Annotated in this window: 25 protein-coding genes and 1 tRNA gene; 18 read left to right on the plus strand and 8 right to left on the minus strand. The window is 61.9% G+C overall.

Annotation, left to right across the window (positions count from 1 at the left end):
* The first annotated feature begins 94 nt into the window (after positions 1–94).
* Positions 95–1,081 (plus strand): patatin-like phospholipase family protein, encoded by a 987-nt coding sequence (locus tag BSG19_RS10670; protein WP_170865925.1) that lies wholly within the window; start codon positions 95–97, stop codon positions 1,079–1,081.
* A 28-nt stretch (positions 1,082–1,109) separates the two neighbouring features.
* On the opposite strand, the gene BSG19_RS10675 is transcribed toward BSG19_RS10670, so the two are convergent.
* Together BSG19_RS10675 and BSG19_RS10680 are read right to left on the minus strand one after the other, a co-directional pair.
* Complete coding sequence (locus BSG19_RS10675) at positions 1,110–1,538, minus strand: CBS domain-containing protein (RefSeq protein ID WP_092987719.1); 429 nt, start codon at positions 1,536–1,538, stop codon at positions 1,110–1,112.
* A 107-nt stretch (positions 1,539–1,645) separates the two neighbouring features.
* The gene (locus tag BSG19_RS10680) at positions 1,646–2,572 is read right to left on the minus strand and encodes a rhomboid family intramembrane serine protease (RefSeq protein ID WP_244529203.1); all 927 of its coding nucleotides are present in this window, start codon (positions 2,570–2,572) and stop codon (positions 1,646–1,648) included.
* A gap of 271 nt (positions 2,573–2,843) precedes the next feature.
* Between BSG19_RS10680 and BSG19_RS26025 the strand changes: the two genes are divergently transcribed.
* The 6 genes from BSG19_RS26025 (at position 2,844) to BSG19_RS10710 (ending at position 8,357) form a co-directional block, all read left to right on the plus strand.
* Complete coding sequence (locus BSG19_RS26025) at positions 2,844–3,485, plus strand: PAS domain-containing protein (protein WP_170865926.1); 642 nt, start codon at positions 2,844–2,846, stop codon at positions 3,483–3,485.
* 72 nt (positions 3,486–3,557) lie between these two features.
* Positions 3,558–4,166, plus strand: coding sequence for a PilZ domain-containing protein (locus tag BSG19_RS10690; protein ID WP_092987721.1), 609 nt, complete (start codon positions 3,558–3,560; stop codon positions 4,164–4,166).
* Positions 4,167–4,700: 534 nt separating this feature from the next.
* Entirely contained in the window at positions 4,701–5,312 is a 612-nt protein-coding gene (locus tag BSG19_RS10695; protein ID WP_092987723.1) for a transglutaminase-like cysteine peptidase, read from the plus strand.
* A gap of 285 nt (positions 5,313–5,597) precedes the next feature.
* Entirely contained in the window at positions 5,598–6,353 is a 756-nt protein-coding gene (locus BSG19_RS10700) for a hypothetical protein (RefSeq protein ID WP_244529204.1), read from the plus strand.
* A 166-nt stretch (positions 6,354–6,519) separates the two neighbouring features.
* Positions 6,520–7,968 carry a D-alanyl-D-alanine carboxypeptidase gene (locus BSG19_RS10705; protein WP_092987725.1) on the plus strand — a complete coding sequence of 483 codons (1,449 nt, stop codon included), beginning with the start codon at positions 6,520–6,522 and terminating at the stop codon, positions 7,966–7,968.
* Between the two features lie 119 nt (positions 7,969–8,087).
* On the plus strand, positions 8,088–8,357 hold the full coding sequence (locus BSG19_RS10710; protein WP_092987727.1) for a hypothetical protein: 270 nt from the start codon (positions 8,088–8,090) through the stop codon (positions 8,355–8,357).
* A gap of 76 nt (positions 8,358–8,433) precedes the next feature.
* Here the strand turns inward: BSG19_RS10710 and BSG19_RS10715 are convergent, their stop codons facing one another.
* Positions 8,434–8,862 carry a DUF1489 family protein gene (locus BSG19_RS10715; RefSeq protein WP_092987729.1) on the minus strand — a complete coding sequence of 143 codons (429 nt, stop codon included), beginning with the start codon at positions 8,860–8,862 and terminating at the stop codon, positions 8,434–8,436.
* A 50-nt stretch (positions 8,863–8,912) separates the two neighbouring features.
* A complete protein-coding gene (locus BSG19_RS10720) occupies positions 8,913–10,313 on the minus strand; it encodes an L-serine ammonia-lyase (protein WP_092988448.1) in 1,401 nt (466 codons plus the stop codon).
* Between the two features lie 168 nt (positions 10,314–10,481).
* Between BSG19_RS10720 and BSG19_RS10725 the strand changes: the two genes are divergently transcribed.
* The gene (locus tag BSG19_RS10725) at positions 10,482–11,165 is read left to right on the plus strand and encodes a DUF599 domain-containing protein (protein ID WP_092987731.1); all 684 of its coding nucleotides are present in this window, start codon (positions 10,482–10,484) and stop codon (positions 11,163–11,165) included.
* Between the two features lie 102 nt (positions 11,166–11,267).
* A complete protein-coding gene (locus tag BSG19_RS10730) occupies positions 11,268–12,284 on the plus strand; it encodes a heparan-alpha-glucosaminide N-acetyltransferase (protein WP_092987733.1) in 1,017 nt (338 codons plus the stop codon).
* Between the two features lie 72 nt (positions 12,285–12,356).
* Here BSG19_RS10730 and BSG19_RS10735 read toward each other — a convergent pair whose 3' ends face one another.
* Positions 12,357–12,743, minus strand: a complete 387-nt coding sequence (locus BSG19_RS10735) for a MerR family transcriptional regulator (protein WP_092987735.1) — start codon at positions 12,741–12,743, stop codon at positions 12,357–12,359.
* Between the two features lie 128 nt (positions 12,744–12,871).
* Complete coding sequence (gene mgtE / locus BSG19_RS10740; RefSeq protein ID WP_092987737.1) at positions 12,872–14,299, minus strand: magnesium transporter; 1,428 nt, start codon at positions 14,297–14,299, stop codon at positions 12,872–12,874.
* Positions 14,300–14,632: 333 nt separating this feature from the next.
* On the opposite strand from mgtE, the gene BSG19_RS10745 reads away from it, so the two are divergent.
* Complete coding sequence (locus tag BSG19_RS10745; RefSeq protein ID WP_092987739.1) at positions 14,633–15,133, plus strand: peptide deformylase; 501 nt, start codon at positions 14,633–14,635, stop codon at positions 15,131–15,133.
* A gap of 77 nt (positions 15,134–15,210) precedes the next feature.
* Here BSG19_RS10745 and BSG19_RS10750 read toward each other — a convergent pair.
* Positions 15,211–15,295, minus strand: a tRNA-Leu gene (locus BSG19_RS10750).
* Positions 15,296–15,577: 282 nt separating this feature from the next.
* Here BSG19_RS10750 and lipB point away from each other — a divergent pair.
* The gene (gene lipB, locus BSG19_RS10755) at positions 15,578–16,333 is read left to right on the plus strand and encodes a lipoyl(octanoyl) transferase LipB (protein WP_092987741.1); all 756 of its coding nucleotides are present in this window, start codon (positions 15,578–15,580) and stop codon (positions 16,331–16,333) included.
* On the opposite strand, the gene BSG19_RS10760 is transcribed toward lipB, so the two are convergent.
* Positions 16,296–17,180 carry a DMT family transporter gene (locus BSG19_RS10760; protein WP_092987743.1) on the minus strand — a complete coding sequence of 295 codons (885 nt, stop codon included), beginning with the start codon at positions 17,178–17,180 and terminating at the stop codon, positions 16,296–16,298. The two genes, lipB and BSG19_RS10760, sit on opposite strands and share 38 nt — an antisense overlap.
* A gap of 243 nt (positions 17,181–17,423) precedes the next feature.
* Here BSG19_RS10760 and BSG19_RS10765 point away from each other — a divergent pair, with 243 nt between their 5' ends.
* The 7 genes from BSG19_RS10765 (at position 17,424) to crcB (ending at position 21,920) form a co-directional block, all read left to right on the plus strand.
* Positions 17,424–17,819 (plus strand): helix-turn-helix domain-containing protein, encoded by a 396-nt coding sequence (locus BSG19_RS10765; protein WP_092987745.1) that lies wholly within the window; start codon positions 17,424–17,426, stop codon positions 17,817–17,819.
* A gap of 78 nt (positions 17,820–17,897) precedes the next feature.
* The gene (locus tag BSG19_RS10770) at positions 17,898–19,025 is read left to right on the plus strand and encodes an S-(hydroxymethyl)glutathione dehydrogenase/class III alcohol dehydrogenase (RefSeq protein ID WP_092987747.1); all 1,128 of its coding nucleotides are present in this window, start codon (positions 17,898–17,900) and stop codon (positions 19,023–19,025) included.
* Positions 19,025–19,507, plus strand: coding sequence for a GNAT family N-acetyltransferase (locus BSG19_RS10775; RefSeq protein WP_092987749.1), 483 nt, complete (start codon positions 19,025–19,027; stop codon positions 19,505–19,507). Before BSG19_RS10770 ends, BSG19_RS10775 begins: the two co-directional genes overlap by 1 nt.
* A complete protein-coding gene (locus BSG19_RS10780) occupies positions 19,504–19,947 on the plus strand; it encodes a YaiI/YqxD family protein (protein ID WP_092987751.1) in 444 nt (147 codons plus the stop codon). Before BSG19_RS10775 ends, BSG19_RS10780 begins: the two co-directional genes overlap by 4 nt.
* Positions 19,948–19,951: 4 nt before the next feature.
* Positions 19,952–20,617: a DUF1345 domain-containing protein gene (locus BSG19_RS10785; protein ID WP_092987753.1), complete on the plus strand. Its 666-nt coding sequence runs from the start codon at positions 19,952–19,954 to the stop codon at positions 20,615–20,617.
* 33 nt (positions 20,618–20,650) lie between these two features.
* Positions 20,651–21,484, plus strand: coding sequence for an S-formylglutathione hydrolase (fghA, locus tag BSG19_RS10790; protein WP_092987755.1), 834 nt, complete (start codon positions 20,651–20,653; stop codon positions 21,482–21,484).
* 58 nt (positions 21,485–21,542) lie between these two features.
* Entirely contained in the window at positions 21,543–21,920 is a 378-nt protein-coding gene (gene crcB / locus BSG19_RS10795) for a fluoride efflux transporter CrcB (protein ID WP_092987757.1), read from the plus strand.
* Positions 21,921–21,953 lie beyond the last annotated feature (33 nt).

A 21,953-nucleotide genomic window follows, 5' to 3' on the forward strand; every position in this document is an offset into this window, starting at 1 on the left:
TAAACGAAGTTTCAATGCAGTTGGCGCTCTAATATCCCGACGTAAGGCCATTGGCTTCCGTTGAGGCCCGGCCGGGTTGGTGGACAGGTGCCCCATGCTGAACTGGACTTTCTCTCGACATGGAACGGGTGCGGAAAATCCGGCACCGCATGACGGCATGGGCAGCGCACCTGCCCGGCACCAGCAGGAAGGGACCGGCCGGACCTTGATCGTCGCTCCGGAAAAAACACGAATCGCGCTCGCGCTAGGCGGCGGCGCTGCCCGCGGCTGGGCCCATATCGGGGTGCTACGCGCGCTGGACGAGGAGGGCATTCCCGTCGGCATGATCGCGGGCACCTCGATCGGCGCCCTTGTCGGCGGCTGTTACCTCGCGGGCAAGCTGGACGAGTTGGAGACGTTCGCGCGATCGCTGACCATGCGGCGCATTGCCGGGTTGCTGGATCTGGCCATCGGCGGCGGCGGGCTTTTTGGCGGTCTGCGGCTGACCAGGCGCATGCAGGAGCATCTCGACGATGTGCTGATCGAAAACCTCGGCCGGCCATTCGTCGCCATCGCCACGGATATCAAGTCGGGTCATGAAGTCTGGCTTACGGAAGGGTCGCTGATCACGGCCTTGCGGGCATCCTACGCCCTGCCCGGCATTTTCGAGCCCATCCGTTGCAACGGGCGAATGCTGGTCGATGGCGCGCTGGTCAATCCGGTTCCGGTGTCGGTGTGCCGCGCTTACGAGCAGCCGCTCGTGGTGGCCGTCAATCTGCAATATGACCTTTACGGTCGCTCGGCCGTTATCAAGCTGCGGGCCGGCGACCCGGTGGCGCATCCCGAACACCAGCAGACAGCCACACCCGTCGCGCGCCTCGGCATGACCAGCGTCATGGTCCAGGCCTTCAACGTCATCCAGGATCGCATTTCACGTGCGAAGCTCGCCGGCGATCCGCCGGACCTTTCGCTTCATCCGAAACTCAGCGATATCGGCCTTTCGGAGTTCCATCGCGCTGGCGAGGCCATCGACCGTGGCTATGTGGAAACCAAGAACCGCCTGACCGAACTCAGGCGTCTGCAGGAGACCGTGTTGCGCTGATCGCACATGACGGTCTCCCGTTCACGTCTCAGCCAGCGATATAGGCCTTGATCTCGCGGGTCTCATGCTCGATGGCGCGGATATGGCTGCGCACGGCATCGCCGATCGAGACGATACCGACGAGACGGCCATTGCGGGCGACGGGCAGATGGCGAGCGCGGCGGCTGTTCATGATTTCCATGACGGCTTCGATTTCCATTTCCTCATGGCATGTATGGACATCGCGGCACATGACCTCTGCCACTTTCCGGTCGAGGCACTCGGCGCCGTAACGCGCGATAGCGGCCACCACGTCACGCTCCGCCAGCAGACCGATAATCTCCTGCCGGTCATCCAGCACAACGATCGCCCCGATCCGGTTTTCCTCAAGGAGCGCCGCTGCGTCCCGCACGGCCTTGTCCAATGCGATGGTCACGACCTTGCGGCCCTTCTCGTCCAGTATCCTCTTCACCGTCATTCGAAACCTCCCGTTTCCGACGCGCCTGAGACAGTTTGACGCAGGCAAAGAATAGCCCATCCGTCGCGAAACGGAAATGCGGACAACCTGATTTTCAGGCCCGGCTTTCAGTCCTGCTGCGCGCGTCCGCCATATCCATCTTGTGGATCGATCAGGCCGAAGAACAGGAAGCCGAAGAGAAAGCCGCCGATATGGGCTTCCCATGCGATGCCGGCACCACCATCGAGCGTGAACATACCAAGCCCGATCAGGAGGTTCGTCGCGAACCAGACTCCGGCGAAGAAGAGGACAGATCGATTCGACAAAGCCTCTTTGATGGTGAGGAGCGGATTTCGATGGGCGAACTGGCGGCTGATGCGGCCGCTCGGCGAGAAGACGAAGCGTGCGGCCGCACCCATCAGGCCGGCGACCACACCCGAAGCGCCGATGACGACGGTCATATCGCCCCAGTGAAGGGCGAGGTGCAGCCCGACCGCCGCAATGGCGGAAAGACACCAGAAGACCGCCAGCCTGCCCGCGCCGATCCGGCGAACGACCGGCGCACCGAAGGCGAGCATCCAGAAGGCGTTGAAGATGAGGTGTTCCCACGAGCCGTGCAGGAAGGAATAGGTGACGGGCGTCCAGAGCCAGGCCAGTCCCTGTTCTGCCAGCGGGTGATCGTATCGGGCCGGCAGAAACGCGAAGTTGAAGATCAATTCGTCATCGATTTCGACCGAAAGCAGATACGTGCGCACGGCATGGATGACGACGAGAACCGTCAGGATCCAGACAAGGCTCGATGGCAGGTTGAAGGCGGGCTCGCGAGCAGCTGGCTCCGGCCCGTATCCAGCTTCATCGAACTGGTCTGTTTCAGGCGGCCCCTGCCGATCCGTCGCGTTCCCCTCTGCGCCTTCCTGCCTTGCGCCTTGTGATATCGCCTTCGCCGCCGGGCTGGCGGCTTCCGTTCCCTCGTCAGCGTGTCCGTCCATCGCGGGAGATTCGGGATGTCGCGGCGTGTCGGGCAGTGGCACGTTGTCTCGGTCGGTCATGGTCATATGCTTTCGGTCGTCGGGTGCGAGCGGCGTTTATCCCCTGCCCAGCTGCGGCTGGCAAGCACCCGTCTCTTCCATAGAGAGACCTTCCCGAAGGCGAACTTCCGAAACGTCGTCGTCGTTCACCAACTTCCGGGATGCCTATCGAGAAGGACGCCTCGTTATCCTTAACGAGGACTTGGCACGCGACTTGCGAGACACGGGTTGCAGCACGCCAACAGGCTCCTCATCGCTCCGATGCAGGACGGTTGTGCGCCAAAGCGGGACGATCGACATGAAGACGCGCACATCGGCCGATATATTCCGGTATTGGCAGAGCCTCCGCAGCAACGGCCGCATTCCGTCCCGTGATCAGCTCGATCCCGGCGCGATCCGTTATGCCCTCCCGGATGTCTTCATTCTCGAAGACGTCGAGACCACCCGTGGTCGCGTGGCATCTCCCCGGTTTCGTCTGGCCGGCACGCGCCTTTGCTCCCTGTTCGTGCGCGAACTGCGCGGTGCCCGGCTCGACAGTCTCTGGTCCTCTGCAGATATGGAGGCTTTATCCGCCGTTACAGGCAGGGTGATGCTCGCGGGTGAACCTGCCCTGATCGCCGCATCCGGCACAACCGCGCAGGGCGATCATTTGGCCATCGAACTCGTCCTTCTGCCCCTCCGCTCGGGAGACGGCGGGAACGACAGGATCTTCGGTTCGCTCACCCCGGTGTCGCGACCGGTCTGGATCGGAGCACAGCCCCTGCCCTTCCTGTCCCTCGATCATGCCGAATTTCCGGACCGGGACGCAGTGGTTACGGAGATTTCGCCACGGGTAGCGGTCGCGCGCAGCTTCGCGTCTCAAACACGTGATTCGGCGCTTCGTCAGGTGCTCGCTCGGGTCATGCACCTCTCGGTCATGGATGGCGGCAAGGAACGATGAGGTTGCATTCGAAGACTCTATTAACCCGGGTCGAGTATTCCTGATGACGCAAAGTCCAACGGGCGCGTCGCTATGTTTAATTTCAATCAATCCCGCGCAGCGACGTCGAAGCCGCATGATGAAGGCTCGTTCCAGCGCGTCACCGTGAATCTCGGTGGCCGCCTCATGCTTGCCAATCATGAAGAATATGACTGCATCGCCACGGAAATGTCGCCCGGCGACGTGTTCCTTGCCACAACCGCGCGCCCGCGGATCGGCGAACGTGTGATTGCCTATGTCGATCATGTCGGTCGCATTGAAGGGCTGGTATCGCGGCTGGCCGACGGGTCCTTTACGGTTCGCATCAATGCCACCGAGCGCAAACGCGACAAGCTCGCGGCCCAGCTGACCTGGATTGCCAACAAGCACGAACTCGGCCTGCCGGAAGACCGTCGTCACGACCGACTGGCGCCGCGCAAGACCCAGACGGAAATCACGCTGGAAGACGGCACGCGTTACGCCTGCCGTATCATCGACCTTTCGCTCTCCGGTGCCGCCGTCGATACGGAATACCGTTTCGAACTCGGCACGCCCATGCTGCTCGGCAACATGCGCGGACGCATCGTGCGTCACTTCCAGGAAGGTGTCGCCATCGAGTTTCTGGGCGTCCAGTCTCGCGATACGCTGCGCGAATTCCTCTGATACTTCCCCTCCTCGACATCCGACAGGCGTAGTCCGCCCTTGTAGCGGATATGCTTTCTGCGCGTTTTCAGCGATCGGCTGCCGCTGTTCGACAGCGTGCGCCCGACGCAACATGGCCGGCGCCTCTTCTCCGAGCCGATGATCTCCGCTTACAAAGCCCACAACAGGCCTTTCGAGATTATCCTAACCAGATGATGAACAAAAACGCGGCCAAATTCCCATTACTGGACGCAGGCCTGCGTCCAAACACGTCCGCCTTCCCAGCTTGAACACGTGCAGACCGCAGGCGACCGCCTGTCCGAATTTACCATTTTTCTTCAGTAAAACTGTGCTTTAGCCAATTCGCGTCGTCCGCAGCTTACTGACTTCCATAAAATTTTCGACGAATTTTCCTAAAACACTCTTCAAATACAATTTCAATTTTCTTCGTCTTTTATATTCAGTTTATCCGCATTTGTACTTTGTTTTACTTCGCATTTTTGGCTGAGGTCAAAGTGTCCGTGTCATTCTGTGCCTGTAACGGGGACACGGACAATGACAAGAACAACAAGCTTCAAAGCAGGCATCTTCGGCGCACTCGGCTTTCTGGTCCTCACGACCTCCGCAGTCGCATTCCCAGCGAACATGGAAACGGAAGGCCCGACCAATCCGCCTGTCGGACATTACGAATTCTGCCGCACGGCACCGGACGAATGCCGCGCCAACCCGACCAAAGCCGCGCCGATGACACTGACGCGCGAGACATGGAAGACTATTCTGGAGGTCAACTACGACGTGAACGAGCAGATCACGCCGATGACGGACAAGGAAATCTACGGTGTCGAAGAGCATTGGGCTTACCCGGATACCGTCGGCGATTGCGAGGATTACGTTCTTCTGAAGCGTCGCGAGCTGATGCAGGCCGGCATTGCTCCCGGCAACCTGCTCATCACGGTGGTGCTTCAGCCAAACGGCGACGGCCATGCGGTGCTGACCGTGCGCACGGACCGTGGCGACTTCATTCTCGACAATATGCGCAGCAAGGTGCTGATCTGGTCGGACACGGAGTACACCTATCTGAAGCGCCAGTCGGTGGAAAACGCAGGCCGGTGGGTCAAGCTGCAGGATGGTCGCGCCGTCGCCGTCGGTAGCGTTCGCACACAGTAAGTCCCGGCCAGGCGACACCCCTTATTCCAGCACGTAAGTTTGGGTCTGCACGGTGATCCCCGTCATCGGCGACCCTCTCGGCCGGCTCCGCTGTCCCCGGAGCCGGCCTTTTTCATGCGCATCCATCGGTACATTCGGTTTACGTAAAATTAACCTTCTTCCCCCAGCCTGATACCGTATCGATTTGCGGTTCGTTCATCCGTGCCCATCGATCCTGTGGAGGTCGAACACGTGTCGGCTCGACACAGGCGCGCGCCGCGCCGGGAGGGATGCTGGAACGACTGGATGACCACTTCGTCAGAGCTCGCTGCGACATCCGCACCATCCGGCCCGACCTTCGGCAATCCGGGCTCCCGCCTTCTGCTGCGTGCAGGCATGATGCTCGGAATTCTCGCCGGCCTGACGGTGGCCATCTGCGTCGGCGGTGAGCGCCTCGGCAAGACGCTTGCCCTCGGCGGCAACACCACCAGCACGGACGACAACAATATCGTGATCGGCACCGATCACCTGCGACTGCCATCCAACCACATCCGTTTTGCCGAACAGCGCCAGACAGGCTCTGCCGAGCGGGTCGATCTGTACGCCACATGGCCGGAGTTGCAGGGCTACAGCGACGAGACGCGAAACCGTTTCAACGATGTTACGCGCACCGATGGCCTGATCTTCCTGCAGATCTCCCAGAGCACCATGTCACGAGATATGTCGGGCCGGATCGCGCCGATCTACAGCCATCTGTTCGAGGGAAACCCGTCGGAGGGGCCCGCAGGCCTGACGGCGCACCGAATGAAGGCCGGATCCGGCTACGCCGCTGAAGTTTTCTTTACCGGCCCTCCCGGAAGCGCAGGGGCATCCGGTGATTACGGCATTCGCTGCATCCTGCCGGAGCGCCCGGAGCTTGCAACCAGCGCGGACTGCCAGCGCGACGTCCACGCGGGCCAAGACCTTGTTGTGCTTTACCGGTTCTCCAGCCAATTGCTGCCACAATGGCGCGCCATCGACGATGCTGTTCTCCACTTCGTCGAGGCGAAGCTTGTTCGCTGACGCATTCGTCAGGCCAGTTCGGCATCTGTGCCGATTTTGAAACCAATCCTTCATCATAAACCGATTGGTAACGCTGTGAGGATAAAGTCTGGGGAACGGTCGTCCGTAGGGGGGCGATGCCCGGAAGACAATTTTTGATCTGAGAATGAAGAGAAGCGTAGTGTCCATGCCAACATTGAACGGTTCCACCGAGCGTCAGCCGACCCCATTCTTCAAAGCGGCTTCACGTATGATCGTTGCCTCCGTCATGGCGGTCTGTGTTTTCGCAGCACCAGCCCTGGCAGCCAATTACGCCGGCATCGTCGTCGATGCGAAAACCGGCAAGGTGCTCTACAGCGAAGATGCCGATAGCCTGCGCTATCCGGCTTCGCTGACGAAGATGATGACCCTCTACCTCACCTTCGAAGCGCTGGAAGCCGGCAAGGTCCGCAAGGATACGCCTGTTCCCTTCACGAAAAAGGCCTCTGCCGAACCGCCATCCAAGCTTGGCGTTCGCGCCGGCCAGACGATCACCGTCGAGCAGGCCATCCAGGCTCTGGTCACGCGCTCCGCCAACGATGCAGCAACCGCTCTCGGCGAGTTTCTCGGCGGCTCGGAAGACCGCTTCGCCCGCATCATGACGAACAAGGCCCGTGCGCTCGGCATGACGCGCACCACCTATCGCAACGCCAACGGCCTGCCGAACGACGCGCAGATGACGACGGCGCGCGACCAGGCGCGGCTCGGCATGGCGCTTCGCCAGCATTTCCCACAGTATTACAGCTACTTCTCCACCCGCAGCTTCCGCTTCGGCAAGCAGGTCATCGGCAATCACAACCGGCTTCTCGGCAATGTCCGCGGCGTCGACGGCATCAAGACCGGTTACACCCGCGCTGCAGGCTTCAACCTCGTGACCTCGGCCCAGGCCGATGGCCGCAGCATCGTCGGCGTCGTGCTCGGCGGCAAGTCGGGCGGTGCCCGCGACGCCCAGATGCGGGCGCTCGTTGCCAAGTACATGCCGGCTGCCTCGCGCAGCGGCAGTGGCAACCTCGTTGCGGAAACGCAGGATGCGCCGACCCTGTCGGCAACCGAAGAGCAGGCTGTCTCGACCGCAGCCGTCACCGGCGGCAGCTTCAACCTGCCCAACAGCGGCCCTCTGCCGGGTGCCCGTTATAGCGAAGAAACGACCCGTAGCGTCGAAGTCGCCTATGCCGCAGAGCCCAAGGTCAGTGCCAATCCGGTTCTCGCTGCCAAGCCCAACACGCTGGAAGCTCAGAGCCAGAAGCTGGCCTCGCTCGGCAGCAACGCCTCGATCGACCGCCAGGTTACGAACTCCGTCGCCAAGAACGTCTCCGCGCCGGTCACCGAAGAAGACGTCGTTGCACCGTCTTCCGGCTGGATCATCCAGATCGGCGCAACGCCGGACAAGGACCAGGCCATGACCCTTCTCGGCAACGCCAAGGAAAAGGGCGGCAAGGCTCTGTCTGCCGCAAAGCCCTTCACCGTCGCCGTATCCAGCGGCAGCAGCCAGCTGTACCGCGCCCGCTTCGCCGGCTTCTCCAGCCAGGACAAGGCCCTGAACGCCTGCTCCGCACTGAAGAAGAAGGGCTTCGCCTGCTGGGCTGCCGCCCAGTAAGGCGCCCACTGCGGGGCAGGCCGGCGGCAACGCTGAACCTTCCCCATCTTTCGAGCGCCGGCGTCTTTTACGTTTTGCCGGCCTCATCCTCGGATTTGTTTTGCGTAACGGGGTCAGTCATGTCGATGAATGAGAATGGCTCGGGAGCGCCTCTGGCTCCCGAAAACAAGGTCCGCCGCGACCCGCGCCGGGGGCTCCATCCCCTCCACGAGGCAGCGATGCGGATTGCGGAACTCGGGGCCAAGCCCCGCTCCAAAACCAAGGATCTGGTGGGGATGCTCCTCACGCACGGTGCGCGGGCCTGGCGCTCGACGCAACCGGATGTGTCGATCCACCTCCACGTCACGGCGCCATCCTCGCGCCGCCCGGTCCGGCTTCGAATCAAGTAGATTACATTCAGCCAAGAACGAAGAACGCCCGCCGCGTGGTTCCACCGGCGGGCGTTTCCGTTGAACGGTATATTGATCAGAGAAGGCCGAGTTCGGTCAGTTCGCGGCGCAGATCGCTCGGCATATCGGCCGTCTCGGAGGCGAGATCGCGCGGCGCATCGGCTTCCGTCAGGTAGCGCCAACCCTGGAAAGGGCGTCTCGGCTGGAAGTCCGTATCGATGACTTCAGGCCCGAGGATCAGGTTACAGCGCCCGATACCTTCGCCATCCGTGAAGGTGGTAATGTCGAGCAGGCGCTGGCGGGCCTGCACCTGACCTTTGATGACCCAGTAGAGCGAACCGCCATCCAGCAGTTCCTCCGTCCGCTTCGGCACCATGCGGGTGGTATGAAAGGAGTGCGGCGCGTGGCCCGCGGACATCGCGTTCAGCGCCCGATGGGCAACCCATTCGCGCAGATCGTCTATCGACGTTGCGCCGACGCAAAGCTTGAGGAGATGCAAGGCCATGATGCCGCGTTCAACACCCTTGGCGCCGCCCCGTCAAGAGGCGTGCTTGCTCAGCACTCGACCACGTTGACCGCGAGACCACCGGTCGAGGTTTCCTTGTACTTGTCATGCATATCGACACCGGTCTGGCGCATGGTCTCGATACAGGCATCCAGTGGCACGAAATGGCTACCGTCGCCCTTAAGGGCGAGAGACGCGGCTGTAACCGCCTTGACGGCACCGAGGGCATTGCGCTCGATGCACGGCACCTGCACGAGGCCCGCCACCGGGTCGCAGGTCATGCCGAGGTGGTGCTCCAGCGCGATCTCGGCCGCATTCTCGATTTGCTCCGGTGTCGCGCCCATGACGGCAGCAAGGCCGGCGGCAGCCATTGCGGAGGCGGAGCCCACCTCCCCCTGACAGCCGACTTCGGCGCCCGAGATCGACGCGTTGAACTTGATGATGCCACCGATTGCGGCCGCGGTCAGCAGATAGTCGCGAATGCCGTTATCATCCGCGTCCTCGTGAAAATGCAGATAGTAGCGGATGGTCGCCGGCACCACGCCGGCTGCGCCGTTGGTCGGGGATGTCACCACCCGCCCACCGGCGGCATTCTCCTCGTTGACGGCCATGGCGTAGACGCTCAGCCAGTCGTTTGCGAGGAGCGGGTTGACCTTGTTGGAGCGCCATTCCTGTTCCAGCTTGTCATGGATCATTCCCGCGCGGCGGCGGACCTTCAGCCCGCCCGGCAAGATACCTTCCTGCGCGAGCCCTCGCTCGATGCAGCTCTTCATGGCGGCCCAGATCCGGTCGAGGCCGGCATCCAGCTCCTCGCGCGACATCGAACATTCCTCGTTCGCACGTTTCATCTGCGCGATGGAGAGGCCAGATCGCGCCGCCATTTCCAGCATCTGCTTCGCATTGGCGAAGGGATACGGCACCTTGACACCGCCCGGCTTGGTCTTGGAGGCACGCATCGCCTCCAGTTCGGTGTCCGTGACGACGAAGCCGCCGCCGATGGAGTAATAGACCCGCTTCAGCAGCAGGCGACCGTCCTTGTCGAAGGCGGAGAAGGACATGCCGTTGGCATGGCCGGGAAGCGGCACTTTCTTGTCGAAGACGAGATCGATCTTCGGCTGGAACCGGTAGGTTGGATGTCCGGGCGGCGTGATCTCGCCGGTCCGCTCGACGGCCTCGATGATGCCGTCCATGCGATCGGGATCGACCCGATCCGGACGTTCCCCCATCAGCCCGAGCACGACCGCCCTGCCCGAGCCATGGCCGATGCCCGTATGGGCGAGCGAGCCGTGCAGGCTTGTTGTGATGGCATTGACACTGGCACCGGCCGGACGTGGCCAGTCCGACGACAGGATCAGCTCCAGAAACCGGTTGGCCGCCGACATCGGCCCCATGGTGTGGGAACTCGACGGGCCGATGCCGATCTTGAAAACGTCGAAAACCGAAAGAAACATCGAAACCCCGATCTGCGCCAGATTGCGCATTCCCCATGGCCGACCATAGGTCATTGCCGGCCCCGCCGGGCGGTGATCGACCGACATCCGGTTGAGTGCGCGCGACATGCAGATCGGCCTTGCTTTGCAGCATATTGCTTTTTCGGGCGAGCATGCCACAAGAGCCGCATGGTTCTGGTCGATTATATCGCACTTCTCGTGTTTGCGCTGCTCTGGGGCGGCTATGTCTGGGTGACCGACCGACGCACTGTCTTCGGCCGCACGAGCCTGTCGCGCCTGATGATCGAGCGCCGGCGCCGATGGATTCTAAATTCGCTCAATCGCGACCTCAAGATGATCGACACCCAGATCATCGCCGGCCTTCAGGCAGGCACTGCCTTCTTCGCATCCACCTGCATCTTCGCGCTCGGTGGCTGCTTTGCCCTGCTCGGCCGGGCGATGGAGGCACAGGCGATCTTCAACGACCTTCCCTACGTCTTCCAGGGCGGTCGCACAGCCTTCGAACTCAAAGTCGGAGGCCTGACCTGCATCTTCGGCTACGCCTTCTTCAAGTTCGGATGGTCCTATCGCCTGTTCAACTATTGCTCGATCCTGATTGGCGGCATACCCATGCTGTCAGAAACCAAAGTAGACCGGGCATCGGCGGAACGGGCGGCAGAGCGCGCGATCCGGATGAATGTCGTTGCCGCCAAGCACTTCAATGCGGGCCTGCGCAGCATCTTCCTGTCGATCGGCTATCTCGGCTGGTTCGTCAGCCCCTATATCCTGATGGGCGCCACCTGCGTGGTGATCGTCGTCCTCTTCCGCCGGCAATTCTTTTCCGAAGCGCGGGATGCGCTTCTGGAGCCATGACATTCGACGGCTGACATCCGCAGGCCTTCGTCCTGACGTTCATGCGTGCTTCTGTTCGTTCATCGGCTTAACGTCCGCAGCGCATGCTTTAAGGAACTTCCCATGTCGCGTACAGAAATGATGGCATCGCCGTCTCCCGAAGCGTCCGTTTTGCCACCTGCGGAAACGCGTCCCTCGCGCCGCCGGTTCGGCTGGCTGGACGTCGTTCGCGGCATCGCGATCCTTGCCATGGCGAGCTATCATTTTTCGTGGGATCTCGAATATTTCGGCTATCTCGCACCCGGCACCGTCGGCACCGGGCTGTTCAAATATTATGCGCGGGGCATCGCCAGCAGCTTCCTGCTGCTTGCCGGCTTCAGTCTCGTGCTCGGCCACTTTCCCCGTTTCCGGCGCCGACCGTTCCTGATCCGCTTCGGAAAGATCGCGGCGGCGGCGGCCGTGATCAGCATTGCCACCTGGTTCGCGTTTCCCTCGGGCTTCATCTTCTTCGGCATTCTCCACGCGATCGCAGCAGCCAGCCTCATCGGCCTCCTGTTCCTCCGCCTGCCGGTCGCGGTCACGCTGGTGGCGGCCGTCGCCGCGTTTCTCGCACCGCTCTACTTTCGCTCGGCCTTCTTCGATATGCCGGCGCTCTGGTGGGTCGGGCTATCGGAAACGCTGCCACGGTCCAACGATTACGTCCCGCTCCTGCCGTGGCTGGCGCCATACCTTACCGGCATAGCGGTCGGTCGTATCGCACTAGCTTCGGGATGGCTCGACAGGACGGCACCTTCAGAACGTCAGCCCAGCCGGCTCTCGCGCGCCCTCGCATTCGCCGGTCGGCACAGCTTGCCGATCTACCTCATCCATCAGCCGCTGCTGTTCTCGCTGGTCGCGCTCTTCGCCATGGTTCATCCGGCGCCCCGCCCCGATCCGCGACCAGCTTTTCAGTCGAGCTGCATGGCAACCTGCACCGGCGACCAGACGCAGACGTTCTGCACGCGGTTCTGCGGCTGTACCCTGGACAGGCTGGTCGAACAGAACCTGCTCGACCCCCTCGACCGAGGTCAGATCGACGGGCGCACGGATAGCCGTATTTCCGAGATTGCCGGGCAATGCACAATGAAGGCGCAGGAGTAGTCAGCTCCAAAAACACGAACGCCGCGACAGATCTCCATCGCGGCGAAAGGCATGTCTCCGTGTTTTACGGGTTCAGGTGCCGACGCCGATTTCGGCCAACCGTGTCAGGCAGGCTTCCTCGACATTGCTCATTTCCTCCAGCGTTTCCTCGATATCGCGGCGCTTCTGAATCAGTTCTGCACGTTTGTCCTCAAGCCGCTTCATCATCAGGCGGAGCTGCCCGGCCTCGCCCGGCGGCTCCTTGTAGACCTGTATGATCTCCCGGATCTCCGCAATACTGAAGCCGATCCGCCGCCCGCGCAGGATCTCCTTGATCAGATGCCTGTCCGTCGAGCGAAAGAAGCGGGTGCGACCCCGCCGCTCGGGATGGATCAGCCCTTCGTCTTCATAGAAACGAAGTGTGCGAGTGGAGACACCGAATTCCCGTGTCAGTTCCGTGATGGTATAATACTTGTCCAAACCGTGCCTCATCTGCCAGACGGAAATCCTGAGCGACATTTACGTAAAAGTCAATGCGCACGAACAGATCGACGCGTATCTGCGGTGACAGCACCGTTTGCCGCGCCTTAACGCCGTCGTGCCTCAGTCTAGTGAATCCCGAACCACCATGTCGCAAGGCCCAGGAACGCGAAAAAGCCGGTGACATCCGTCACCGTCGTCACGAAGACGGCGGAGGACACGGCTGGGTCCGCACCGAACTTGTCGAGCAGCAGAGGAATGAAGATGCCGGCCAGCGCTGCGGCGATCATGTTGATCAGCATGGCTGTCGCGATGATGCCGCCGATATCAGCACTCTGGAACCACGTTCCCGCGGCGAGACCAATAAGAAGCCCGAACAGCGCGCCATTTATGAGACCCACGCCGGCTTCGCGCCGGATGACGCGGAAGGCATTGTGGATGTCGAGATCGCGCGTCGCAAGCGCGCGCACCGTCACCGTCATGGTCTGCGATCCCGCATTGCCGCCCATGCCGGCGACGATGGGCATGAGGACCGCGAGTGCGACGATATGCTCGATCGCCTTGTCGAAGAGGCCGATGACCGAAGCCGCAAGCATGGCAGTAAACAGGTTGACCATCAGCCAGACGACGCGCGAGCGCGACGTATCGAGCACGGTGTCCGACAGCTCTTCATCGCCGACGCCGCCGAGACGCATGATGTCCTCCTCGGCCTCTTCCTGAATAACGTCGACGACATCGTCGATGGTGAGCACGCCGACAAGGCGCTGGTTTTCATCGACAACAGCTGCCGAGAGCAGGTTGTACTGCTCGAATACCTGTGCCGCCTCTTCCTGGTCCATCTCGGCCGGCACCGGATGGTTGGTTTCGCGCATAATCGATTCGATCTTGACCGAACGCTTGGTGCGCAGGATGCGGTCGAGATCGATGGTGCCGAGCAGCCGGAAGGTGGGATCGATCACGAAGATCTGCGTGAAGCTCTCGGGTAGTTCGGTGTCTTCACGCATATAGTCGATCGTCTGCCCCACCGTCCAGAACGGCGGCACCGCGACGAATTCCGTCTGCATGCGCCGGCCGGCGGTCGATTCGGGATAATCGAGCGAGCGGCGCAGGCGCACGCGTTCGGTGAAGGGAAGCTTGGCGAGGATCGCTTCCTGATCTTCCTGATCCATGTCTTCGAGAATGTAGACGGCATCGTCCGAATCCATCTCACCGAGTGCTGCCGCGATCTGCTCGTTCGGCAGGTGCTCGACGATATCGAGACGGATTGCCTCGTCCACTTCGGTCAGCGCGGAAAGGTCGAATTCGTCGCCCAGCAGCGACACCATGGCGCGGCGCTGTTCAGGATTGATCGCTTCGAGAAGATCGCCCATTTCCGACGCGTGAAGGCGCGCCACATGCTGACGGAGATAGAGAACATCGCGATCAGCGATCGCGGCGCCGACATGCATCAGATAATCGGAGCGGACCGATCCATCCTCGGCGTAGATGTCAGCCCCGTCATAGGCGTCATCAGCCTCGAGAACGCGCGTTTCCATGTCGTCGCCGGTGTTGCTCATCTGCCCGCCTCGCGATCGTTCAGCCGTTCCGGGCGCCGGACCGATGCCCGAGGCTTGTGGGAAGGCTCTGCCAGTGTCTCGATGGTTACAGGCCGGAAACCAGGTCCGGCCGCACTTCCTGCTAGAGCATGGACAGGCGTGGGTCTACCGAAGATGACGCCTGTGCCGACCATATCTGGAAAATTTGTTCAAGCTGTTGCAAGATCAAGCAAATCACCGGCCCAAGCGACTGCGGTCTGTCACATGGCGAGGATGACGACAGGTCCTTGGCAGCCCGTGATAGAAACATGATCGGGAGCCGGCGAACCTGCCGACCTCATCTGGAGCCGACACATGCCGATCAGACCGATTATCGCCTACCCGGACGCCCGATTGAGATTGCCGGCGGAACCTGTCGGAACCTTCGACAGCGACCTTGCCGGACTTGCCAACGATCTGCTCCACACCATGCGCGCAGCTCCCGGGATCGGCATCACCGGCCCACATATCGGCATCATGAAGGCTATCACCGTCATCGAGACAGACGAGAAGACCGGCCCAAGGACCTTCATCAACCCTCAGATCGTCAACGCCTCTACGGAAATGATGCGTCACATGGAGGGCAGCGTCTCGATGCCGGGCTTCACGGACGAGATCGAGCGTCCGAGCACCGTGACCATACGTTACCAGATGCTCGACGGCCTCTGGTGCGAGGAGGAAGCGCAAGGCCTGCTGTCCGTCTGCCTGCAGCACGAGATCGACCAGATCAACGGGATATTCTGGCTCCAGCGCCTGTCGCGACTGAAGCGGGAGCGTCTGTTGAAACGCTATGAGAAATCATTGAAGGTCGGGTGACAGGCGTTCGCGCGGAGACTTTATCGGGGTTAACCCAATGACACGACATAAAAAAACCGGCCTAAGCCGGTTTCTTTTGGTGCGGTCGAGAAGACTCGAACTTCCACGGGTTGCCCCACAGCGACCTCAACGCTGCGCGTCTACCAATTCCGCCACGACCGCATCGTGGTAGATGCCGAATTGCTCCGGCAGGGGTGCGTTTAGCAAAAGGATTTGGGGGGCACAAGGGTGGAATGCGGAAAAGTTGGCGGTGGTGAAAACTATTTCAGGGGCCTGTGGACAGAGCCGGAAAATCCGCCTTTAACCCTCGGCGAACACGCCCCATCTAGAGGGTCGATCGGCAAGGCGGACTGCTTTTTGCGAAAAGCGTCGCCCTTTTCATTCAAATGAGCTTCCTCGGCGGGAAATCGCTTCGCGCCGACCGTCAAAAATTCAGGACAGACCATGCAGCGCGACGCACTCGACAGTCGTTTTTTTGCCCAGGACGGCAGTCCTCCGGTTCGGTGGCGGATCGCGGAAGGCCTTGTGCCGTATGAGGAAGCTGTGGAGACGATGGAGCGGGAAGTTGCGGCGATCGCCGCAGGCGAAGCCGACGAACTCGTCTGGCTGGTCGAGCATCCGCCGCTCTACACCGCCGGTACGAGTGCCGACGCGGCCGATCTCGTCATGCCAGATCGCTTCCCTGTCTACGCGACCGGACGCGGCGGCGAGTACACCTATCATGGACCGGGGCAGCGCGTTGTCTATGTGATGCTCGACCTCAAGCGACGGCGGCAGGACGTTCGCGCCTTCGTGGCGGCCCTTGAGGATCTCGTCATCCGCACGTTGTCCAGCATGAACGTTACCGGTGAGCGGCGCGAGGATCGTGTCGGCGTCTGGGTGCGGCGGCCGGAGAAGACGCCCCTGCCCGATGGGACGCCGGCGGAAGACAAGATCGCCGCGATCGGCATCCGCCTGCGCCGCTGGGTGAGCTTTCACGGTCTGTCGCTGAATGTCGATCCCGAACTCGATCATTTCGACGGGATCGTTCCGTGTGGCATCCGCGGCCACGGCGTGACCAGTCTTGTCGATCTCGGCCTGCCCGTGATGATGGAGGACGCCGACATGCGGCTTCGGGATGCGTTCGAAGCGGTCTTCGGACCGACGGTCGCGGATGCGGCTGTCAGCGGACCGGCTGGCGACGCTCCCGCCAGATCATGAAGAGGCCTGACCCGACGATGATGGCGACGCCGAGCCATTTCGACGCCGTCGGGAACTCGCCGAAGACGAGATAGCCGAGCAGGGTTGCTGCGATGATTTCGAAATAATGCAGCGGCGCCAGAACCGAGGCCGGCGCCGCCTGAAAGGCCTTCACCACCATCAGATGCCCATAGCCCGAAATGGTGCCGAGCGCGATGACGAGGAGCCAGCCGAGCGGCGTGTGGGGCAGCGACGGAACGAAATCCTCCGCGCCCATTCCATGGCCGACGGCAATCGTCGTTGTCATGAAGAGTGTACCTCCAACGCCGGCGAAGGTCTGCATGGCGAGCGGGCTGTCGGCAGCACCGGAAGCGCGGTTCATCAGGAGATAGCATGCGAAGAGGAAGGCGCAGGCCACTGGCAATAAAGCCGTGAGGCCGAAGACCTGAAAGCTTGGCTGAATGACAATCATGGCACCGAAGAAGCCGATCCCGATTGCCATCCACCGCCGCCAGCCGACCTTCTCGCCAAGGATCAGCGCCGACAGGCAGGTCAGGATGAACGGCTCGACGAAATAGATCGCGAAGACGTCGGCGAGCGGCATGTATTTCACCGATACGAAGAAGAACAACGACGCGGCCGCGAGCAGAATGCCGCGCAGCATGTTGTACCAGGGCCTCTGCGGCACAAGGGCCTTCGGGCCGCCGAGACGCAGCAGCATCGGCAGGGTCGCGACCAGCTGGAAGAAGAAGCGATAGAATGTTACCTGTCCCGGCGACATACCGAGTTCGACCGCCATATATTTCGCGATGGCATCCATGCATGGCAGGATCATCATGGCAGTGAGCAGCAGGACGACGCCCTGCATGGCCGTTGCTGGGAGGATCGGTGCGGACGAAGCCGACGGCAATGGGCGTGTCATGCGAATCAGGCTCCAGGTCCGGTGTCGGACGCAGTCTATGGCAATGCTCTCGCGGGGTTTTTCGCAAGGCGTGTCTCGACAGATATTTGACGCTGCGAGCTCTTTTATTTCATATCCGCGGCTGTAGGCTTGGACGATATAAAGCTGCGGGTATCGACCGAGCGCAACAGGAGTACGAGGGAGATCGTCATGCGCGTATCGACGGAGGCCATGATGGCGATTCTGCGGCAACCGCACGACACGGACACGCCCGGCGGTCGGCTTTTCCGTGCGCGGGGCGCTCTCAACCTCAGCCTTGGGGACCTCGCGGACCGCCTCGACGTCTCACGCGACACCGTTTCGGACTGGGAGCGCGACCGGAGCGAGCCGGAGGGCGAAAAGCTGGCATTGCTCGCCGATCTCCTGGGGGTGTCGCCGCGCTGGCTGACTGCCGGCATCGCGGAGCCTTCCGGTGTTATGCTCTCACCCTCCGTGGCGCAGTCCCTGCTGGACGAGCTGGCCAAGGCCAAGGCTCTGCATGAGCAGACCGGCAGAGCAATAGAGGCGTTTGAGATCTCGCTTCGCCGCGTCCTAAAGAGTATCTGAAAAGGCACCATCGAATCGTGGACGCTGGTCCACATGCCGTCACGATCAACCAAGACCTTCACATCCAGGAGATATTTCATGGACGTTCGCGCTGCTGTCGCCGTTCAGGCCGGCAAACCCCTCGAGATCATGACCGTACAACTGGAAGGTCCGCGGGCCGGCGAAGTGCTCGTCGAGATCAAGGCCACCGGCATATGCCATACGGACGAGTTCACCCTGTCGGGCGCCGATCCGGAAGGTCTGTTTCCCGCCATCCTCGGCCACGAAGGCGCCGGCATCGTGGTCGATGTCGGCCCGGGCGTCACCTCGCTGAAGAAGGGCGACCATGTCATTCCGCTCTACACGCCGGAGTGCCGCGAATGCTATTCGTGTCTGTCGCGCAAGACGAACCTGTGCACATCCATCCGCACGACGCAGGGCCAGGGCCTGATGCCGGACGGAACCTCGCGGTTCTCGATCGGCAAGGACAAGATCTTCCATTACATGGGTTGCTCTACCTTCGCGAACTTCACGGTCCTGCCGGAAATCGCGCTTGCCAAGGTCAACCCGGACGCGCCCTTCGACAAGATCTGCTACATTGGCTGCGGCGTGACCACCGGTATCGGCGCCGTGATCAACACGGCGAAGGTCGAGATCGGCTCTACCGCCATCGTCTTCGGCCTCGGCGGCATCGGCCTCAATGTGCTGCAGGGCCTGCGCCTCGCCGGCGCGGACATGATCATCGGCGTCGATATCAACAATGATCGCAAGGCCTGGGGCGAAAAGTTCGGCATGACGCATTTCGTCAATCCGAAGGAAGTCGGCGAGGACATCGTGCCGTTCCTCGTCAACATGACCAAGCGCAACGGCGACACGATCGGCGGCGCCGACTACACCTTCGACTGCACCGGCAACACCAAGGTGATGCGCCAGGCGCTCGAATCATCCCATCGCGGCTGGGGCAAGTCGGTCATCATCGGCGTTGCCGGCGCCGGCCAGGAAATCTCCACCCGTCCCTTCCAGCTGGTTACCGGCCGCAACTGGATGGGCACCGCCTTCGGTGGCGCGCGCGGCCGCACGGACGTCCCGAAGATCGTCGAATGGTACATGGAGGGCAAGATCCAGATCGATCCGATGATCACCCACACGATGCCGCTGGACGATATCAATAAGGGCTTCGACCTGATGCATGCGGGCGAAAGCATCCGCAGCGTCGTGATCTATTGATGTCAAAGCCCGCCTACAGGGTCGATCTGCGGACAATGGATGCCTTGTCCGCAGCCGACCTTTACGCCCTGCTCAAGATGCGCGTCGATGTCTTCGTGGTGGAGCAGCAGTGCGCTTACCCGGAACTGGACGGCAAGGATGCGGCGGCGCTGCATCTGCGGCTGATCGAGGGTGACGCGCTCGTCGCGTCCGCCCGGCTGATGAAGCCGAAGCAGACGGGTGAGCCGGCTCGTATAGGCCGGGTCGTCGTCTCGCCGGATCACCGTGGAAAGCGGCTGGGCGACGCCGTGATGCGCGAGGCCCTGTCTGCCTGCGAGGCGGCGTTTCCCGGTGCGCCCATCGCGCTTTCGGCGCAGAGCCATCTGCGCGCATTCTACGCGGGCTTCGGCTTCCTCGCCACTTCGGACGAATATCTCGAAGACGGCATTCCGCATGTCGATATGCTGCGGCCCGCCTCGCCCCGATCCACGGACATCTCATGATCTACGTCGATGCCGATGCCTGCCCCGTCAAGCCGGAGATCCTGAAGGTCGCCGAACGGCACAATCTGCCGGTGACGCTGGTTGCCAATTCCGGGCTGAGGCCTTCGCGTGATCCGATGGTGACGAATGTCATCGTATCCTCCGGCTTCGACGCGGCGGACGACTGGATCGCGGAACGCGCAGGCCCGGGCGATGTCGTCATTACGGCCGATGTACCTCTGGCCGGACGGTGCGTCGCCAAAGGCGCGCTGGTGACCGGACCCACAGGCCGCGTTTTCGATGTCGCGAACATCGGCATGGCGACGGCCATGCGCGACCTTGGCGCCCATCTTCGTGAGACGGGTGAGAGCCGTGGCTTCAATGCCGCCTTCACGGCACGCGACCGCTCGGCGTTTCTCGAGACGCTCGACCGGCTCTGCCGTCGCGCAAAGCAGGTCTGAGGCGATGGCGCGCAAGGACAGCGGTCTCATTCCCCGGCGGCACCTGCCCTTCACACTGGGTGCGATCATTGCCGCCCTGTCGCTGCCGGTCGGCTTCATCGAGAGCCAGCGCTTTGCGATCGAGCTTGCTGCCGTCCTCTTTTTCCTGGTCTATCTCGGTATGATAGCAGCCCGCATTCCAAAGCTCAGCGGCGCCTATCTCAAGGAAAATGCTGCCGGCACGGACGAGCCGGAAATCGTGATCCTCGGCGTTACCCTCGCTGCGGTCGTGATCTGCCTCGTCTCCCTGTTTCAGGCGTTGAACGAGAAGGACGGAGCGCCGCTTGCCGACCAGATCCTTGCCTTCGCCTCGGTCGCGCTCGGCTGGCTGACCGTGCACACGATGGCAGCCATCCACTATGCGCACCGCTATTGGAGCCCGGAGCTTTCCGATGCCGGCAAGGGAGAAGACAGCGATTGCCGTGGCCTCGATTTTCCCGGGACCGACATGCCGGGGATCTTCGATTTCCTGTATTTTTCCTTCGTCATCGGCATGACGGCGCAGACGTCCGATGTCGCGATCAACACGACGGCGATGCGCAAGATCAACCTGCTGCACGCCGTCGTCTCCTACTTTTTCAACACGGTGCTGATCGCCGTGGCTGTCAACGCCGCGGTTGCCCTGCTTTAACGCATCCTCCGGTTTGCCCTAAGGGAGTATTCCATGAAAGTCCTGTCCCAGAACGTCACCTTCGGTGGCATGCAGGGTGTCTATTCGCATCGCTCGGAAGCATGTGACTGCGACATGACCTTTGCCGTCTTCGTGCCGCCACAGGCCGTGAGCCAGCCCTGCCCCGTCGTCTGGTACCTCTCCGGCCTGACCTGCAGCCATGCCAATGTCATGGAGAAAGGCGAGTACCGGCGGCTGGCAGCCGAACTGGGCCTCATCATCGTCTGCCCGGACACGAGCCCGCGAGGCGACGACGTTGCGGACGAGGCGGCGAACTGGCAGATGGGCAAGGGTGCCGGCTTCTATCTTGATGCGACGCAGGAGCCGTGGGCGCGCCATTATCGGATGGAAACCTACATCACTCGGGAATTGCCGGCGCTGATCGCCTCGCAGTTTCGTGCCGACATGAACCGACAGGCGATCTTCGGCCACTCCATGGGCGGGCATGGTGCGATGACGATCGCTCTCAAGAACCCCGATCGCTTCCGCAGCTGCTCGGCGTTCGCTCCCATCGTTCAGCCCTCAACAGCCGACTGGTCCATCGGTGCCTTCGAGAAATATCTCGGTGCCGACACGTCTGCATGGCGGGTCTACGATGCCTGTGCGCTGGTGGAGGACGGTGCCCGTTTCCCGGAGTTCCTGATCGATCAGGGCACGGCGGACGGGTTCCTTGAAAGCGGCCTGCGTCCCTGGTTGTTCGAGGAGGCGATCAAGGGCACCGGCATCGGCCTGACACTGAGGATGCAGGAGCGCTACGACCACTCCTATTATTTCATCTCAACGTTTATGGACGATCACCTGAGATGGCATGCGGAGCGGCTCGCCTGATGCCGCTCACGGTACTCCCCTCTCAAGCTTCGATCGCTCCGCCTTTGAGAGCCGGGCGATGCTGAACGTCCTGCTCGTCGCGCTGGGCGGAGCGTTTGGCTCCGTCCTTCGTTACCTCTCGGGCATCGCCAGCGTCCGACTGGCGGGCGCGGGCTTTCCCTGGGGTACGCTGTTCGTCAATGTCACCGGGTCGTTCCTTATCGGCGTGTTCTCCGAAGTCATCGCTCGGCGCTTCGGGGCTTCACCCGAACTGCGCCTCTTCCTCGTCACCGGCGTTCTCGGCGGTTACACCACCTTCTCGGCCTTCTCGCTGGATGCCGCGATGCTTGCTGAACAAGGGCAATTCGCCACCGCAGCGCTCTATGTTGCCCTCAGCCTCGTGCTTTCCGGCCTTGGCGTCGTCGCAGGTCTGGCCCTGATGCGCGCAATCGTCTAAAGCGGGCGCTTGAAGACGATGATGGATGGCGTG

Source organism: Rhizobium sp. NFR03, assembly GCF_900111275.1.
In the GTDB taxonomy this organism is placed as follows: Bacteria; Pseudomonadota; Alphaproteobacteria; order Rhizobiales; family Rhizobiaceae; genus Ferranicluibacter.

Bases quoted from the DNA above. Each gene is read 5' to 3' on its own strand.
- BSG19_RS10765 (WP_092987745.1), top strand. From the start codon at position 17,424: ATGCGCGTATCGACGGAGGCCATGATGGCGATTCTGCGGCAACCGCAC.
- BSG19_RS10725 (WP_092987731.1), top strand. From the start codon at position 10,482: ATGGTTCTGGTCGATTATATCGCACTTCTCGTGTTTGCGCTGCTCTGG.
- BSG19_RS10715 (WP_092987729.1), bottom strand. From the start codon at position 8,862: ATGGCCTTGCATCTCCTCAAGCTTTGCGTCGGCGCAACGTCGATAGAC.
- BSG19_RS10745 (WP_092987739.1), top strand. From the start codon at position 14,633: ATGCCGATCAGACCGATTATCGCCTACCCGGACGCCCGATTGAGATTG.
- lipB (WP_092987741.1), top strand. From the start codon at position 15,578: ATGCAGCGCGACGCACTCGACAGTCGTTTTTTTGCCCAGGACGGCAGT.
- BSG19_RS10775 (WP_092987749.1), top strand. From the start codon at position 19,025: ATGTCAAAGCCCGCCTACAGGGTCGATCTGCGGACAATGGATGCCTTG.
- BSG19_RS10760 (WP_092987743.1), bottom strand. From the start codon at position 17,180: ATGCAGGGCGTCGTCCTGCTGCTCACTGCCATGATGATCCTGCCATGC.
- BSG19_RS10705 (WP_092987725.1), top strand. From the start codon at position 6,520: ATGCCAACATTGAACGGTTCCACCGAGCGTCAGCCGACCCCATTCTTC.
- crcB (WP_092987757.1), top strand. From the start codon at position 21,543: ATGCTGAACGTCCTGCTCGTCGCGCTGGGCGGAGCGTTTGGCTCCGTC.
- BSG19_RS10785 (WP_092987753.1), top strand. From the start codon at position 19,952: ATGGCGCGCAAGGACAGCGGTCTCATTCCCCGGCGGCACCTGCCCTTC.
- BSG19_RS10730 (WP_092987733.1), top strand. From the start codon at position 11,268: ATGTCGCGTACAGAAATGATGGCATCGCCGTCTCCCGAAGCGTCCGTT.
- BSG19_RS10770 (WP_092987747.1), top strand. From the start codon at position 17,898: ATGGACGTTCGCGCTGCTGTCGCCGTTCAGGCCGGCAAACCCCTCGAG.
- BSG19_RS10680 (WP_244529203.1), bottom strand. From the start codon at position 2,572: ATGACCATGACCGACCGAGACAACGTGCCACTGCCCGACACGCCGCGA.
- BSG19_RS10780 (WP_092987751.1), top strand. From the start codon at position 19,504: ATGATCTACGTCGATGCCGATGCCTGCCCCGTCAAGCCGGAGATCCTG.
- fghA (WP_092987755.1), top strand. From the start codon at position 20,651: ATGAAAGTCCTGTCCCAGAACGTCACCTTCGGTGGCATGCAGGGTGTC.
- BSG19_RS10695 (WP_092987723.1), top strand. From the start codon at position 4,701: ATGACAAGAACAACAAGCTTCAAAGCAGGCATCTTCGGCGCACTCGGC.
- BSG19_RS10720 (WP_092988448.1), bottom strand. From the start codon at position 10,313: ATGTTTCTTTCGGTTTTCGACGTTTTCAAGATCGGCATCGGCCCGTCG.
- BSG19_RS10690 (WP_092987721.1), top strand. From the start codon at position 3,558: ATGTTTAATTTCAATCAATCCCGCGCAGCGACGTCGAAGCCGCATGAT.
- BSG19_RS10700 (WP_244529204.1), top strand. From the start codon at position 5,598: ATGACCACTTCGTCAGAGCTCGCTGCGACATCCGCACCATCCGGCCCG.
- mgtE (WP_092987737.1), bottom strand. From the start codon at position 14,299: ATGAGCAACACCGGCGACGACATGGAAACGCGCGTTCTCGAGGCTGAT.
- BSG19_RS10675 (WP_092987719.1), bottom strand. From the start codon at position 1,538: ATGACGGTGAAGAGGATACTGGACGAGAAGGGCCGCAAGGTCGTGACC.
- BSG19_RS26025 (WP_170865926.1), top strand. From the start codon at position 2,844: ATGAAGACGCGCACATCGGCCGATATATTCCGGTATTGGCAGAGCCTC.
- BSG19_RS10710 (WP_092987727.1), top strand. From the start codon at position 8,088: ATGTCGATGAATGAGAATGGCTCGGGAGCGCCTCTGGCTCCCGAAAAC.
- BSG19_RS10670 (WP_170865925.1), top strand. From the start codon at position 95: ATGCTGAACTGGACTTTCTCTCGACATGGAACGGGTGCGGAAAATCCG.